Origin of the sequence: Pseudomonas veronii (assembly GCF_001439695.1) — a bacterium.
GTDB lineage: Bacteria > Pseudomonadota > Gammaproteobacteria > Pseudomonadales > Pseudomonadaceae > Aquipseudomonas > Aquipseudomonas veronii.
Genome location: NZ_JYLL01000012.1, coordinates 69,687 through 83,269 on the forward strand (window position 1 = coordinate 69,687; position 13,583 = coordinate 83,269).

Here is a 13,583-nt window from a genome sequence, read left to right on the forward strand (position 1 = left end):
GGCTGCGATTTAAAGAGCGGGAGTATACCCGATTCGGCCGCGCCACCATCCCCTGGAGCCTTATGCCACGCTGCTTTTGGTGTTCTGAAGATCCGCTGTACATGGCTTATCACGATCAGGAGTGGGGAACGCCGCTGCGCGATGCGCAGGGTTTGTTCGAGTTACTTTTGCTCGAAGGGTTCCAGGCGGGCCTGTCCTGGATCACCGTTTTACGCAAACGCGAGCATTATCGAAAGGTCTTGTTCGGTTTTGATGCACAGCGCCTGGCGCGGCTGAGCGATGCCGAGATCGAAGCGTTGATGCTCGACCCGGGCATCGTGCGCAATCGTCTGAAGCTCAACGCCACCCGCCGCAACGCCGCGGCCTGGTTGGCGCTGGAGGACCCGGTGGGGCTGCTGTGGTCGTTTGTCGGCGGCGTGCCCAAGGTCAATCACTTCAAGGACCGCAGCGAAGTCCCGGCGATTACCGCCGAAGCCGAGGCCATGAGCCGCGCGCTGAAAAAAGCCGGTTTCACCTTCGTCGGGCCGACCATTTGCTACGCGTTCATGCAGGCCTCGGGCATGGTCATGGACCACACTCAGGACTGCGACCGTTACGCGGACTTGGCCAACGCCGGTTAGAATGCGTGCTTTGCGCACCACACACGATCAGGAGTGACCTGTGGAAAAGTTTAAAGGCGCCTTGCTGGTAGGCGCTCTCCGGTTGTTTGCCCTGCTGCCCTGGCGCGCCGTGCAAGCCGTAGGTTCGGCGATTGGCTGGATCATGTGGAAAACCCCCAACCGCTCCCGCGACACGGTGCGGATCAACCTCTCAAAGTGCTTCCCTGACATGGACCCGGCCGAGCGCGAGCGCCTGGTGGGCCGCAGCCTGATGGACATCGGCAAGTCCCTGACCGAAAGCGCCTGCGCCTGGATCTGGCCGGCCCAGCGCTCCATCGACCTGGTGCGCGAAGTCGAAGGCCTGGAAGTCCTCCACGAAGCCCTGGCCTCGGGCAAAGGCGTGGTCGGTATCACCAGCCACCTGGGCAACTGGGAGGTGTTGAACCACTTCTATTGCAGCCAGTGCAAACCGATCATTTTCTACCGCCCGCCGAAGCTCAAGGCGGTGGATGACCTGCTGCGCAAGCAACGCGTGCAACTGGGTAACCGCGTGGCGGCGTCCACCAAGGAAGGCATCCTCAGTGTCATCAAGGAAGTGCGCAAGGGCGGCCAGGTGGGCATTCCGGCCGACCCGGAGCCGGCTGAATCGGCGGGGATCTTCGTGCCGTTCTTCGCCACCCAGGCGCTGACCAGCAAGTTCGTGCCGAACATGCTCGCGGGCCACAAGGCGGTCGGTGTATTCCTGCATGCCCTGCGCCTGCCGGACGGTTCAGGCTACAAAGTGATCCTGGAAGCAGCGCCGGAAGACATGTACAGCACCGACACCGCCACCTCCTGCGCGGCGATGAGCAAGGTGGTGGAGCGTTATGTCGGCGCCTACCCGAGCCAGTACATGTGGAGCATGAAGCGCTTCAAGAAACGCCCGCCGGGTGAGGCGCGGTGGTACTGACTCAAAGGCAACCCAAAACCAATGTGGGAGGGGGCTTGCCCCCGATAGCAGTGTGTCAGCCAATGCATATTTGACTGAACCTCCGCTATCGGGGGCAAGCCCCCTCCCACATTTGAGTTCCGCTTAGGCCTTGCGGTCGAGTTTTTTCAGGAACACCGTCATTTCTTTCTCGGCCTGCTTGTCGCCATGGGCCTGGGCCGCTTCAATACCCTTCCCCCAGGCCAGTCGCGCGGCGGCCTGATCGCCAAGCCCGACGTGGGCCTTCCCCAACAACTTCCACGCCGCCGAATACTTCGGATCAAACTCGACACACTTGTGCAGATGCTCGGCGGCCTTGGCGTTGTCCTTCAGGTCCAGATAACCCTTGCCCAGCCCAAAGCGCAGCAGGGCGTTATCCACACCCTTGGCCAGCATTTTCTCCAGGGATTCGAGCATGTCGGTGTACTCCGTTTGATCAGAAAAAGCTCAACCCCACGTGGAACAGCTTCTCCACATCGCGGATATGTTTTTTATCCACCAGGAACAGGATCACATGGTCACCGGTGGCAATTACCGTGTCGTCGTGGGCAATGATCACTTCTTCATCGCGAATGATCGCACCGATGGTGGTACCCGGCGGCAAGCCGATGTCGCGGATGGCCTTGCCGATCACCTTGCTCGACTTCGAGTCGCCATGGGCGATCGCCTCGATGGCTTCCGCCGCGCCGCGGCGCAGGGAGTGGACGCTGACGATATCGCCACGGCGCACGTGGGTGAGCAAGGTGCCGATAGTCGCCAACTGCGGGCTGATGGCGATGTCGATATCGCCGCCCTGGATCAGGTCGACATACGCCGGGTTATTGATGATGGTCATCACCTTCTTCGCCCCCAGCCGCTTGGCCAGCAGCGATGACATGATGTTGGCTTCGTCATCGTTGGTCAGGGCCAGGAAGATATCGGCGTCGGCGATGTTTTCTTCCATCAACAGGTCGCGGTCCGAGGCGCTGCCTTGCAGGACTACAGTGCTGTCGAGGGTGTCGGACAAATGCCGGCAGCGCGCCGGGCTCATCTCGATGATCTTCACTTGGTAGCGGCTTTCGATGGCCTCGGCCAAGCGTTCGCCGATCTGCCCGCCACCGGCGATGACGATGCGTTTATACGTCTCATCGAGACGGCGCATTTCGCTCATCACGGCACGAATATTCGCTTTGGCGGCGATGAAGAAGACTTCGTCGTCAGCCTCGATCACCGTGTCGCCCTGGGGCAGGATCGGCCGGTCACGCCGGAAAATCGCCGCGACGCGGGTTTCCACATTCGGCATGTGTTCGCGCAGTTGGCGCAGTTGCTGGCCGACCAACGGCCCGCCGTAATAGGCCTTCACGGCGACCAGTTGCGCTTTGCCGTCGGCGAAGTCGATCACCTGCAACGCGCCGGGAATCTCGATCAGGCGCTTGATGTAGTGGGTGACCACCTGCTCCGGGCTGATCAGCACGTCCACCGGGATCGCGTCGTTGTCGAACAGGCCGGCGCGGGTCAGGTACGCGGCTTCACGCACCCGGGCGATCTTGGTCGGGGTGTGGAACAGCGTGTGGGCGACCTGGCACGCGACCATATTGGTCTCGTCGCTGTTGGTCACGGCCACCAGCATATCGGCATCGTCGGCACCCGCCTGACGCAGCACCGTAGGAAACGACGCACGACCCTGCACGGTACGAATGTCCAGGCGGTCGCCCAGGTTGCGCAGGCGCTCGGCATCGGTGTCGACCACGGTGATGTCGTTGGATTCGCTGGCCAAATGCTCGGCCAGCGTGCCACCGACCTGCCCTGCCCCGAGGATGATGATTTTCATCCGGTCACTCCCTTTGAACCGTTCAGCCGCGTGCGGCGGCGATCTTGATCAGTTTGGCGTAGTAGAAGCCATCGTGTCCGCCTTCCTGTGCCAGCAATTGGCGCCCGTGGGGTTGCTTGATGCCGGCTGCGGTGGCGAGGTCCAGCTCGCGCGCGCCGCTGGTACGGGCGAGGAAGGCTTCGATGACCTCGGTGTTCTCGGTGGGCAAGGTAGAACAGGTGGCGTAGAGCAGGATGCCGCCGACTTCCAGGGTCGGCCACAACGCGTCGAGCAGTTCGCCTTGCAGCACGGCCAGGGCGGCGATGTCGTCGGGTTGGCGGGTCAGCTTGATGTCCGGGTGGCGACGGATCACGCCGGTGGCGGAGCACGGCGCGTCGAGCAGGATGCGCTGGAACGGCTTGCCGTCCCACCAGGTGGCGGTGTCGCGGCCATCGGCGGCGATCAGCTCGGCGCTCAGGCCCAGGCGTGCGAGGTTTTCCCGCACGCGCACCAGGCGCTTGGCTTCCAGGTCGACGGCGACGACGCCGGCCAGGTCTTTTTCGACCTCCAGGATGTGACACGTCTTACCGCCGGGGGCGCAGCAGGCGTCCAGCACCCGCTGGCCTGGGGCCAGGTCGAGCAGGTCGGCCGCCAGTTGCGCGGCTTCATCCTGCACGCTGATCCAGCCCTCGGCGAAGCCCGGCAGGCTGCGCACGTCGGTGGCGGCTTCGAGCACGATGCCATCGGTGCTGTACATGCACGGCGTGGCCGCGATGCCCGCATCGGTCAGCAATTGCAGATAAGCATCGCGGCGGTGATGGCGACGGTTGACCCGCAGGATCATCGGCGGGTGTGCATTGTTGGCCGCGCAGATGGCTTCCCATTGCTCGGGCCAGAAGGCTTTCAGGGATTTTTGCAGCCAGCGCGGGTGAGCGGTACGCACCACCGGGTCATGTTCCAGCTCGGCCAGCAGCGCTTCGCTTTCGCGCTGGGCGCGGCGCAGCACGGCGTTGAGCAGGGCTTTGGCCCAGGGTTTTTTCAGCTTTTCGGCGCAGCCGACGGTTTCACCGATGGCGGCGTGGGCCGGCACGCGGGTGTAGAGCAATTGATAGAGGCCTACCAGCAGCAGCGCTTCTACATCGGCATCGGCCGCCTTGAACGGCTTTTGCAGCAGCTTGGCTGCCAGCGCCGACAGCCGTGGCTGCCAGCGCGCGGTGCCGAAGGCGAGGTCCTGGGTGAAACCGCGATCACGGTCTTCGACCTTATCCAACTGGGTCGGCAGCGAACTGTTCAGCGAAGCCTTGCCGTTGAGCACGGCGGCCAGGGCCTTGGCGGCGGCCAGACGCGGGTTCATTGGGCGGCCACCCCGAGAAGCGTGCCTACGGCAAATTTCTCACGACGGCTGTTGAACAAATCGCTGAAATTCAGCGCCTTGCCACCGGGCAATTGCAGACGCGTCAGACACAGCGCCTGTTCACCGCAGGCGACCAGCAGGCCGTCCTTGCTGGCACCGATGATTTCACCGGGGGCACCCTTGCCGTCGGCCAGGGTGGCAGCCAACACCTTCAAGGCTTCGCCGTTGAGGGTGCTGTGGCAGATCGGCCACGGGTTGAACGCGCGCACCAGGCGCTCCAGTTCCACGGCCGGGCGGCTCCAGTCGAGGCGCGCTTCGTCCTTGTTCAGTTTGTGCGCGTAGGTCGCCAGGCTGTCGTCCTGCACCTCGCCTTCGAGGGTGCCGGCAGCGAGCCCGGCAATCGCCTGGATCACGGCCGGCGGGCCCATCTCGGCCAAGCGATCGTGCAGGCTGCCGCCGGTGTCTTCGGCGGTGATCGGGGTGCTGACTTTCAACAGCATCGGGCCGGTATCCAGGCCCGCTTCCATACGCATCACGGTCACGCCGCTTTCGCTGTCGCCCGCTTCCACGGCGCGTTGGATCGGTGCCGCACCGCGCCAGCGTGGCAGCAGCGAGGCATGGCTGTTGATGCAACCCAGGCGCGGGATGTCCAGGACCACTTGGGGCAGGATCAAGCCGTAGGCCACCACCACCAGCAGGTCCGGTTTCAGCGCGGCCAACTCGGCCTGGGCCTCGGCGTTGCGCAGGGTCGGCGGTTGCAGCACGGGAATGTGGTGCTCCAGCGCCAGTTGCTTGACCGGGCTCGGCATCAGTTTTTGCCCGCGACCGGCCGGGCGATCCGGCTGGGTGTACACCGCGACGATGTCATAAGGGCTGGCGAGCAGGGCCTTGAGGTGTTCGGCGGCAAATTCGGGTGTGCCGGCAAAAACAATGCGCAGTGGCTCGGTCATGGGCGTTCTCGGTTAAAAGCAGTCACAAAAGAAAAAGGCTTGCCGCAGCAAGCCTTTGGAAGAAGGGCATCAAGCTTGCTGGCGGTGCTTTTTTTCCAGCTTCTTCTTGATCCGGTCACGTTTGAGCGTGGACAGGTAATCGACAAACAGCTTGCCGTTGAGGTGGTCGCATTCGTGCTGGATACACACCGCCAGCAGGCCTTCGGCAACCTGCTCGAAGGGCTTGCCGTCGCGGTCCAGGGCCCTGATCTTCACGCGCACCGGGCGCTCGACGTTCTCGTAGAACTCCGGCACCGACAGGCAGCCTTCCTGGTATTCGCCCATTTCGTCGGTCAGCGCTTCGAACTCGGGGTTGATGAACACCCGTGGCTCGCTGCGATCTTCGGACAGGTCCATCACCACGACACGCTGATGCACGTTGACCTGGGTCGCGGCGAGGCCGATGCCCGGGGCTTCATACATTGTTTCAAACATGTCATCGACCAACTGACGAACCTTATCGTCCACTACGGCCACCGGTTTGGCGATCGTGCGCAGGCGCGAGTCGGGGAATTCGAGGATGTTCAAAATAGCCATAAGCGTAATTGCTGCACATGTGAGGTAAAGGCAAATCGGCGTAGGGATGGACCCGCACGGCCGGTGTGGAACGCTCGGAAGCCGCGAAGGCTATGGCGTTTCACGCGAACGTACATAATAAAGGAGATTCACCCCATGAGGAAATCGCTACTCGTCTTGCTGCTCTGGGCGCCGTTCGCCCAGGCCCTGCTTCCATCGCCCGGCCCGCGCCTGGATCAACCGACGCAACAGGCCATCCAGCGATTTTTGTTACACAATCGCATCCTCGATTCGCCCCTCGATCTCGATAACGCGCCCTACGTTGTCGCGGCAGAGGCCGGGCGCGTGCTGGGGGCCAATGGCGAGCGCGTGCATGCCCGCGGCGTCCTGGACCCGGCCCAGCCAAGCTATGGGATTTTCCGCCGAGGCAAGGTCTACACCGACCCCAAAACCCAGGAGTTACTGGGTATCCACGCCGACGACATCGGCACCGCGCACTGGGTGATGGCCGGCGACCTGACCACCCTTGCCGTACAACGGGTCACCCAGGAAGTGCGCCCCGGCGACCGCTTGCTGCGTGCCGAACCGCCGGTTGCGCTGGCCAGCCTGGAAGGCCCGCAGGCCGCGCCGTTTATCGAAGGGCGCATCATCGACGTACCCAAGGGCGTGACGCAGATCGGCGTGCTGGATGCCGTGACCCTGAATAAAGGCCGCCGCGACGGCCTGGTCGACGGCCAACGGCTGAATGTGATCAAGACCGGCGCCACGGTACGCGACGCTCTCAGCGGCGCTCCGGTGAAGCTGGCCGATGAGTACGGCGGCATGCTGCTGGTGTTTCGCACCTACGAAAAACTCAGTTACGGCCTGGTCCTCAATGCCTCGCGGCCACTGGCGGTGATGGACCGTTTCGAGACGGCCCGTCAAACGCAATAAATAGGCTGCTAAATAAGTTACCAACAGAGTTATCCACAGCTTGTTCCGGTCAAGGATGATCAGATGTATCCGATAAACAGCAGTGAAATTTCCCCGGCAGAACTGGAAGCCCGGCTACGCTTGCACAGGCTGCCGGAACTGGGCCCGAAGCGTTTTCGCCGGTTGATCGACGCGTTCGGCTGCGCCTCGAAGGCGCTCAGCGCGCCGGCCAGCGCCTGGCGTTCGCTCGGCTTGCCCGCCGTCAGCGCCGAGGCCCGGCGCAGCCATGAAGTCCGCGAGGGCGCGAGTGTCGCATTGGCCTGGCTGGCGCGTCCGGCCCAGCATTTGCTGATGTGGGACCAGCCTGAGTACCCCGCACTGCTGGCCCAGATCGATGACGCACCGCCGTTGTTATTCGTCGCCGGCGACCCTGCGATCCTGGAAAAACCCCAGTTGGCCATGGTCGGCAGCCGCCGCGCATCGCGCCCCGGCATGGACACCGCCGCCGCCTTTTCCCGCAGCCTGGCGAGTGCTGGGTTTGTCATCACCAGCGGCCTGGCCCTGGGCATTGACGGCGCGGCGCATCAAGCGGCCCTGGAGGTCGGCGGGCAGACCATCGGCGTACTCGGCACCGGCCTGGAAAAGTTTTATCCACAGCGCCACCGACGCCTCGCGGCCGCGATGATTGCCCAGGGCAGCGCGGTGGTTTCCGAGTTTCCGCTGGACGCCGCGCCCCAGGCCGGCAATTTCCCCCGGCGCAACCGCATCATCAGTGGTCTGTCGCTGGGCGTGCTGGTGGTGGAAGCCGGCATCGCCAGCGGTTCGCTGATCACCGCGCGGCTCGCCGCCGAGCAAGGGCGCGAGGTGTACGCGATTCCCGGCTCGATCCATCATCCCGCGGCCAAGGGTTGTCATCAGCTGATCCGCGACGGCGCGGTGTTGGTGGAAACCATCGAGCACATTCTTGAAGGCTTGCGCGGCTGGCAGGCGCTGCCGTGTCCGGTGCCGCTGCCGGCGACTCATCCGCTGGTCGCACTGCTGCATGCGGCGCCCCACACCAGCGAAGCCCTGGCGATTGCCAGCGGGCGGCCGTTGTCCCAGGTGCTGGCGAGCCTCACCGAGTTGGAGCTGGAAGGCCAGGTGATCTGCGAAAGCGGGCGTTGGCTCGCGCGCTGCTAGGTTTTGCAGGGAAGATCGGTAAACTGCGCAGAGCTTTAGTCCGGAGAGTGAGTAATGGTCAACAGGTGGCGTGTGCTGGAAGCCGCACGAGAAATTCGCGCAGGCGCGGTGATTGCCTATCCGACCGAGGCGGTCTGGGGCCTGGGCTGTGACCCGTGGAACGAAGCGGCGGTGGACCGGCTGCTGGCGATCAAGAACCGCTCGGTGGATAAGGGCCTGATCCTGGTCGCGGATACTATCCGCCAGTTCGATTTTCTCTTCGAAGACTTCCCGCAGGATTGGATCGACCGCATGGCCAGCACCTGGCCGGGGCCGAACACCTGGCTGGTGCCTCATCAGGACCTGTTGCCGGAATGGGTCACGGGGGAGCATGACACCGTGGCGCTGCGGGTCAGCGACCATCCGCTGGTGCGCGACTTGTGCTCATTGGTCGGGCCATTGATTTCCACCTCGGCCAACCCCCAGGGCCGCCCGGCCGCCCGCACGCGGATTCGCGTCGAGCAGTACTTCCGTGGCCAGGTCGATCTGGTGTTGGGTGGCGCCCTCGGTGGGCGCAAGAACCCGAGCCTGATTCGCGATCTGGTGACGGGTGAGGTTGTGCGGCCGTCCTGAGACCGCGGCGTGGCTATCGCGGGCAAGCCCGGCTCCTACATTCGATCGCTGTCCGTCATGACAACACGGTCAAATGTAGGAGCCGGGCTTGCCCGCGATGGCGCCCTTAGCCACGCCGAAATCCCAAGCCTTACGGCAACAGAATGGTCGACCCGGTCGTGCGCCGCGCCGACAGCTCGGTCTGTGCCTTGGCCGCTTCCGCCAGCGAGAAGCGCTGGTTGATATCGATGCGTACCTTGCCGCTCTGGATCATCGAGAACAGATCATCGGCCATGGCCTGCAAGTCCTTGGGGTTGCTGGCGTAGGTCGCCAGGGTCGGCCGGGTGACGTACAGCGAGCCCTTGGCCGCCAGAATCCCCAGGTTCACCCCGTCCACCGCGCCCGAGGCGTTACCGAAACTCACCACCAACCCCCGGGGCGCTGCGCAGTCCAGCGAGGTCAGCCAGGTGTCCTTGCCGACGCCGTCGTACACCACCGGGCATTTCTTGCCGTCGGTCAATTCCAGCACGCGCTGTGCGACGTTTTCCTTGCTGTAGTCGATGGTTGCCCAGGCGCCGTGGGATTTGGCCACAGCGGCTTTTTCCGGCGAACTGACCGTGCCGATCAGCTTCACGCCCAGGGCCTTGGCCCACTGGCAGGCCAGGGAGCCCACGCCACCGGCTGCGGCGTGGAACAGGATGGTTTCGCCGCCCTTCAACTCATAGGTCTGGCGCAGCAGGTATTGCACGGTCAGGCCCTTGAGCATCGCGCCAGCGGCTTGTTCGAAGCTGATGTCGTCCGGCAGGTGAACCAGGTTGGCTGCGGGCAACACGTGCAGTTCGCTGTAGGCACCCAACGGCCCACTGCCGTAGGCCACGCGGTCGCCGACCTTGAATTGGCTGACCTCGCTGCCCACGGCGTCGACCACACCGGCACCTTCGGCGCCCAGGCCCGACGGCAAGGCCGGCGGCGCGTACAAGCCGCTGCGATAGTAGGTGTCGATGAAGTTCAGGCCGATGGCCGCGTTGCGCACCCGAACCTGCTGTGGGCCAGGTTCTGCTGGCGTGTAGTCCACATACTCAAGCACCTCGGGGCCGCCATGGGCGCTGAACTGGATACGTTTGGCCATCTGCACTTCTCCTGGGTTCGAATTCGGGTAGCGCCCTATCGGACTCCTAAGCTTGATCTTCGTCAACTGCGACGGAGTTGAGTGCGGTGGTATCCTGTGCGCCCATTTGCCGCCGACGCCCAATGGCCTCGCGTAGCTTTGCCCGATTCAAGGTGATGCCATGACTACCCGCACCGAGGCTGTTAAAGCCTATCTGCTTGATCTGCAAGACCGTATTTGCAGCGCCCTGGAAACCTTCGAGACGGACACTCGCTTTATCGAAGACGCCTGGACCCGGCCAGCCGGCGGCGGCGGTCGCACCCGTGTGATTGAAAACGGTACGGTGATCGAAAAAGGCGGCGTCAACTTTTCCCACGTGTTTGGCAGCGGCCTGCCGCCGTCCGCCAGCGCGCATCGCCCCGAGCTGGCCGGGCGTGGGTTTGAAGCGCTGGGGGTGTCGCTGGTGATTCACCCGCACAACCCGCATGTACCGACTTCCCACGCCAACGTGCGCTTTTTCATCGCTGAAAAAGAAGGTGAAGAGCCGGTGTGGTGGTTCGGCGGCGGCTTCGACCTCACGCCCTATTACGCCAACGAAGAAGACTGCATCCACTGGCACCGCGTGGCCGAACAGGCCTGTGCGCCGTTCGGCGCCGACGTTTATGCGCGCTACAAGGCCTGGTGCGACACCTACTTCTACATCAAGCATCGCAACGAACCGCGCGGCATCGGCGGCCTGTTCTTCGATGACTTGAACGAGTGGGACTTCGACACCTGCTTCGCCTTCATCCGTGCCATCGGCGATGCGTACATCGACGCCTACCTGCCGATCGTGCAGCGCCGCAAGGCCCAGGCCTATACCGAACAGCAGCGCGAATTCCAGGAATTCCGCCGTGGTCGCTACGTTGAATTCAACCTGGTCTACGACCGTGGCACCTTGTTCGGCCTGCAGTCGGGCGGGCGTACCGAGTCGATCCTGATGTCGCTGCCGCCCCAGGTGCGCTGGAGCTACGACTGGAAAGCCGAGGCCGGCAGCGAAGAAGCGCGCCTCACCGACTACTTCCTGCAAGACCGCGACTGGCTCGGCGTGGCTGCGCCCAAGGCGGCGGTCTGATGGACCGTTATGTGGTGTTCGGCAACCCCATCGGCCACAGCAAGTCGCCGTTGATCCACCGCATGTTCGCCGAGCAGACCGGCGAGCAACTGGACTACAGCGCTCTGCTTGCGCCGCTCGAGGATTTCATCGGGTTTGCCCGTGAGTTTTTTCAACAAGGCCGTGGCGCCAACGTCACGGTGCCGTTCAAGGAAGACGCCTACCGCCTGGCCGACACCCTCACCGCACGCGCCGAGCGCGCCGGGGCGGTGAACACCCTGAGCAAGCTGGCCGATGGCAGCCTGCTGGGCGATAACACCGACGGCGCCGGCCTGGTGCGCGACCTGACGGTGAATGCCGGGCTGCACCTGCAAGGGCAACGCATCCTGTTGCTCGGCGCTGGCGGCGCAGTGCGCGGGGCGTTGGAGCCGTTACTGGCCGAGCGGCCGGCGTCGCTGATCATCGCCAACCGCACCGTGGAAAAAGCCGAAATGCTCGCCGAGTTGTTCGACGATTTGGGCCCGGTGTCTGCCAGTGGTTTCGACTGGCTGTGTGAGCCGGTGGACGTGATCATCAATGCCACCTCCGCCAGCCTGTCAGGCGATGTACCGCCGATTGCAGGCAGCTTGATCGCGCCGGGCAAAACGTTTTGCTACGACATGATGTATGCCAAGGAACCGACCGCATTCTGCCGCTGGGCCACGGAACACGGCGCGGCGGTGGCGATGGATGGTCTGGGCATGCTGGTGGAGCAGGCGGCGGAAGCGTTCTTCCTGTGGCGCGGCGTGCGTCCGGATTCGGCGCCGGTGTTGGCCGAACTGCGCCGCCAATTGGCTTGAGGCAACTCGAAAGGTGGGAGGAGCAAGCCCCCTCCCACCTGTTTGACCGCATTCAGTCTTCGAAATGGATGGGGCAATTGTCGGCGCCTTCCAGCTTTTTCAACTCCTCGACGACCTGCGGCCTGGCCCGGCGCAAGGTCAGGCTACGGCCCATCGCCCTTAATCGCCGCGCTTCCTGGTGCAGCATCTCCACCCCGGAATAGTCGATAAAGTTGATCTGCTGCGCTTCGATTACCACCCGCTCACTCTGCAGGCTTTGCAGGCGAACCTGCAGGTAATGGCTGGCGCCGAAAAAGATCGAGCCACCGACCCGCAACACCTCTTCCTCGCCGTCGCGCCATTGCTGAACCCGCGGCTGCGAGGTGCGCTTGAGGTAGAAAAACAGCGAGGCCAGCACTCCGGCGTAAATCGCGGTTTGCAGCTCCAGCAGCAACGTGGCGATGCAGGTCAGGCTCATCACCACAAACTCGGCGCGACTGACCCGGAACAACGCGCGAATGCCCCGATGATCCACCAGGCCCCAACTGATCAGCAGGATGCTCGCGGCCATGCTCGGGATCGGTATATGTGCGATCAGCGCTGCACCAAACAGTGCGAACAATGCCACCCACAGGGCGGAAAACACCCCCGCCAGCGGCGAGCAGGCGCCTGCTTCGTAGCTGAGGCCGGAGCGCGTAAAGGAACCGGCCGACAGGTAGCCGGAGAAAAATCCGCCGACGATATTGGACAAACCCTGCGCTCGAACTTCCTGGTTGGCGTCGAGCAATTGCTGTGAGCGCGCCGCCAGCGAGCGCGCGATCGACAGGCTGGTCACCAGCCCGAGCATACCCACCGCCACGGCGCTGGGCAGCAGGCGCAAGAGCATGTCCAGGTCCAGCGGCAACGGGCTGAATGGCGGCAGCTTGCCGATAAACGCACTGACCAGCGCCACCTGCCCGAATATCGCCGGCCACAGCCAGGCGGCCAGGCTGCCCAGCGCCAGCGTGATCAACAGCGTCGGCCAGCGCGGCAGCAGGTACTTGAGCAGCGCGCCCGCCAGCAAGGTGCCGAGCCCCAGGGCGAGTGAGGCGCGGTCCCACTCGCCGCCGTGCTCGATCAGTGTCATCAGACTGTTGATCGCCGTGGCCTGGCTCGGCAAATCCAGGCCCAACAGGTTGGGCAGTTGGCCGAGGGCAATCACCACGGCGGCGCCGAGGGTGAACCCCAGCACCACCGAATGAGAGATGAAATTCACCAGCGCGCCGAAGCGCAGCAGGCCGAGCAACCACTGGAACACCCCGGCGAGGAAGGTCAGCAGCAGGATCAAGGTGATGTAGTCCTGTGAACCCGGCACGGCCAGGGGGCTGACGCTGGCGTAGAGCACGATGGAAATCGCCGCCGTGGGGCCGCAGATCAGGTGCCAGGACGAACCCCAGAGGCACGCGATCAGCACCGGGATGATCGCGGCGTACAGGCCGTATTCCGGTGGGAGACCGGCGATGAGCGCGTAGGCAATCGACTGCGGCAAGGCCAGCACCGCGCCGCTGAGGCCGACGATCGCGTCCCGGCCGACGCTGGCGCGGGTTTGGCGCGGCAGCCAACTGAGGAAGGGGAAGAGTGTGTGGCGGTTGGGCCGGGGCATCGCAAACTCGGGCTGAAAGGTTTGGC

At 63.9% G+C, this 13,583-nt stretch carries 14 protein-coding genes; 7 read left to right on the plus strand and 7 right to left on the minus strand.

Annotated elements, in window-relative coordinates:
• Window positions 1–62: 62 nt before the first annotated feature.
• On the plus strand, window positions 63–620 hold the full coding sequence (locus TU80_RS16460; protein ID WP_017848961.1) for a DNA-3-methyladenine glycosylase I: 558 nt from the start codon (window positions 63–65) through the stop codon (window positions 618–620).
• A gap of 40 nt (window positions 621–660) precedes the next feature.
• Window positions 661–1,548: a lysophospholipid acyltransferase gene (locus TU80_RS16465; protein ID WP_017848962.1), complete on the plus strand. Its 888-nt coding sequence runs from the start codon at window positions 661–663 to the stop codon at window positions 1,546–1,548.
• Between the two features lie 123 nt (window positions 1,549–1,671).
• Here the strand turns inward: TU80_RS16465 and TU80_RS16470 are convergent, their stop codons facing one another.
• From TU80_RS16470 to def, 5 genes are all read right to left on the minus strand, one after another.
• Window positions 1,672–1,983 (minus strand): hypothetical protein, encoded by a 312-nt coding sequence (locus TU80_RS16470; protein WP_057004925.1) that lies wholly within the window; start codon window positions 1,981–1,983, stop codon window positions 1,672–1,674.
• Window positions 1,984–2,002: 19 nt separating this feature from the next.
• Complete coding sequence (gene trkA, locus TU80_RS16475; protein ID WP_046381563.1) at window positions 2,003–3,376, minus strand: Trk system potassium transporter TrkA; 1,374 nt, start codon at window positions 3,374–3,376, stop codon at window positions 2,003–2,005.
• A 22-nt stretch (window positions 3,377–3,398) separates the two neighbouring features.
• Window positions 3,399–4,709 carry a 16S rRNA (cytosine(967)-C(5))-methyltransferase RsmB gene (rsmB, locus tag TU80_RS16480; protein ID WP_046381562.1) on the minus strand — a complete coding sequence of 437 codons (1,311 nt, stop codon included), beginning with the start codon at window positions 4,707–4,709 and terminating at the stop codon, window positions 3,399–3,401.
• Window positions 4,706–5,659, minus strand: coding sequence for a methionyl-tRNA formyltransferase (fmt, locus tag TU80_RS16485; protein WP_046381561.1), 954 nt, complete (start codon window positions 5,657–5,659; stop codon window positions 4,706–4,708). The genes rsmB and fmt overlap by 4 nt, the downstream gene beginning before the upstream one ends.
• Before the next feature lie 69 nt (window positions 5,660–5,728).
• The gene (gene def, locus TU80_RS16490) at window positions 5,729–6,235 is read right to left on the minus strand and encodes a peptide deformylase (RefSeq protein ID WP_017848967.1); all 507 of its coding nucleotides are present in this window, start codon (window positions 6,233–6,235) and stop codon (window positions 5,729–5,731) included.
• Window positions 6,236–6,370: 135 nt separating this feature from the next.
• Here def and TU80_RS16495 point away from each other — a divergent pair, with 135 nt between their 5' ends.
• The 3 genes from TU80_RS16495 (at window position 6,371) to tsaC (ending at window position 8,917) form a co-directional block, all read left to right on the plus strand.
• Window positions 6,371–7,147 (plus strand): hypothetical protein, encoded by a 777-nt coding sequence (locus tag TU80_RS16495; RefSeq protein WP_057004926.1) that lies wholly within the window; start codon window positions 6,371–6,373, stop codon window positions 7,145–7,147.
• Window positions 7,148–7,210: 63 nt separating this feature from the next.
• Window positions 7,211–8,305: a DNA-processing protein DprA gene (gene dprA, locus TU80_RS16500; RefSeq protein WP_057004927.1), complete on the plus strand. Its 1,095-nt coding sequence runs from the start codon at window positions 7,211–7,213 to the stop codon at window positions 8,303–8,305.
• Between the two features lie 54 nt (window positions 8,306–8,359).
• Window positions 8,360–8,917 carry an L-threonylcarbamoyladenylate synthase type 1 TsaC gene (tsaC, locus tag TU80_RS16505; protein ID WP_017848970.1) on the plus strand — a complete coding sequence of 186 codons (558 nt, stop codon included), beginning with the start codon at window positions 8,360–8,362 and terminating at the stop codon, window positions 8,915–8,917.
• A 130-nt stretch (window positions 8,918–9,047) separates the two neighbouring features.
• Here tsaC and TU80_RS16510 read toward each other — a convergent pair whose 3' ends face one another.
• Window positions 9,048–10,025 carry an NADPH:quinone reductase gene (locus tag TU80_RS16510; RefSeq protein WP_057004928.1) on the minus strand — a complete coding sequence of 326 codons (978 nt, stop codon included), beginning with the start codon at window positions 10,023–10,025 and terminating at the stop codon, window positions 9,048–9,050.
• Window positions 10,026–10,185: 160 nt separating this feature from the next.
• Between TU80_RS16510 and hemF the strand changes: the two genes are divergently transcribed.
• Entirely contained in the window at window positions 10,186–11,118 is a 933-nt protein-coding gene (hemF, locus tag TU80_RS16515; protein ID WP_017848972.1) for an oxygen-dependent coproporphyrinogen oxidase, read from the plus strand.
• The gene (aroE, locus tag TU80_RS16520; RefSeq protein WP_017848973.1) at window positions 11,118–11,936 is read left to right on the plus strand and encodes a shikimate dehydrogenase; all 819 of its coding nucleotides are present in this window, start codon (window positions 11,118–11,120) and stop codon (window positions 11,934–11,936) included. The genes hemF and aroE overlap by 1 nt, the downstream gene beginning before the upstream one ends.
• 52 nt (window positions 11,937–11,988) lie before the next feature.
• Here aroE and TU80_RS16525 read toward each other — a convergent pair whose 3' ends face one another.
• A complete protein-coding gene (locus tag TU80_RS16525; RefSeq protein WP_057004929.1) occupies window positions 11,989–13,557 on the minus strand; it encodes a SulP family inorganic anion transporter in 1,569 nt (522 codons plus the stop codon).
• Between the last annotated feature and the right edge of the window lie 26 nt (window positions 13,558–13,583).

What these genes read in the sequence shown, in the direction of transcription:
- trkA (WP_046381563.1), bottom strand. Translation starts at nt 3,376, where the DNA reads ATGAAAATCATCATCCTCGGGGCAGGGCAGGTCGGTGGCACGCTGGCC.
- rsmB (WP_046381562.1), bottom strand. Translation starts at nt 4,709, where the DNA reads ATGAACCCGCGTCTGGCCGCCGCCAAGGCCCTGGCCGCCGTGCTCAAC.
- TU80_RS16495 (WP_057004926.1), top strand. Translation starts at nt 6,371, where the DNA reads ATGAGGAAATCGCTACTCGTCTTGCTGCTCTGGGCGCCGTTCGCCCAG.
- tsaC (WP_017848970.1), top strand. Translation starts at nt 8,360, where the DNA reads ATGGTCAACAGGTGGCGTGTGCTGGAAGCCGCACGAGAAATTCGCGCA.
- fmt (WP_046381561.1), bottom strand. Translation starts at nt 5,659, where the DNA reads ATGACCGAGCCACTGCGCATTGTTTTTGCCGGCACACCCGAATTTGCC.
- TU80_RS16470 (WP_057004925.1), bottom strand. Translation starts at nt 1,983, where the DNA reads ATGCTCGAATCCCTGGAGAAAATGCTGGCCAAGGGTGTGGATAACGCC.
- dprA (WP_057004927.1), top strand. Translation starts at nt 7,211, where the DNA reads ATGTATCCGATAAACAGCAGTGAAATTTCCCCGGCAGAACTGGAAGCC.
- TU80_RS16510 (WP_057004928.1), bottom strand. Translation starts at nt 10,025, where the DNA reads ATGGCCAAACGTATCCAGTTCAGCGCCCATGGCGGCCCCGAGGTGCTT.
- TU80_RS16525 (WP_057004929.1), bottom strand. Translation starts at nt 13,557, where the DNA reads ATGCCCCGGCCCAACCGCCACACACTCTTCCCCTTCCTCAGTTGGCTG.
- aroE (WP_017848973.1), top strand. Translation starts at nt 11,118, where the DNA reads ATGGACCGTTATGTGGTGTTCGGCAACCCCATCGGCCACAGCAAGTCG.
- def (WP_017848967.1), bottom strand. Translation starts at nt 6,235, where the DNA reads ATGGCTATTTTGAACATCCTCGAATTCCCCGACTCGCGCCTGCGCACG.
- TU80_RS16460 (WP_017848961.1), top strand. Translation starts at nt 63, where the DNA reads ATGCCACGCTGCTTTTGGTGTTCTGAAGATCCGCTGTACATGGCTTAT.
- hemF (WP_017848972.1), top strand. Translation starts at nt 10,186, where the DNA reads ATGACTACCCGCACCGAGGCTGTTAAAGCCTATCTGCTTGATCTGCAA.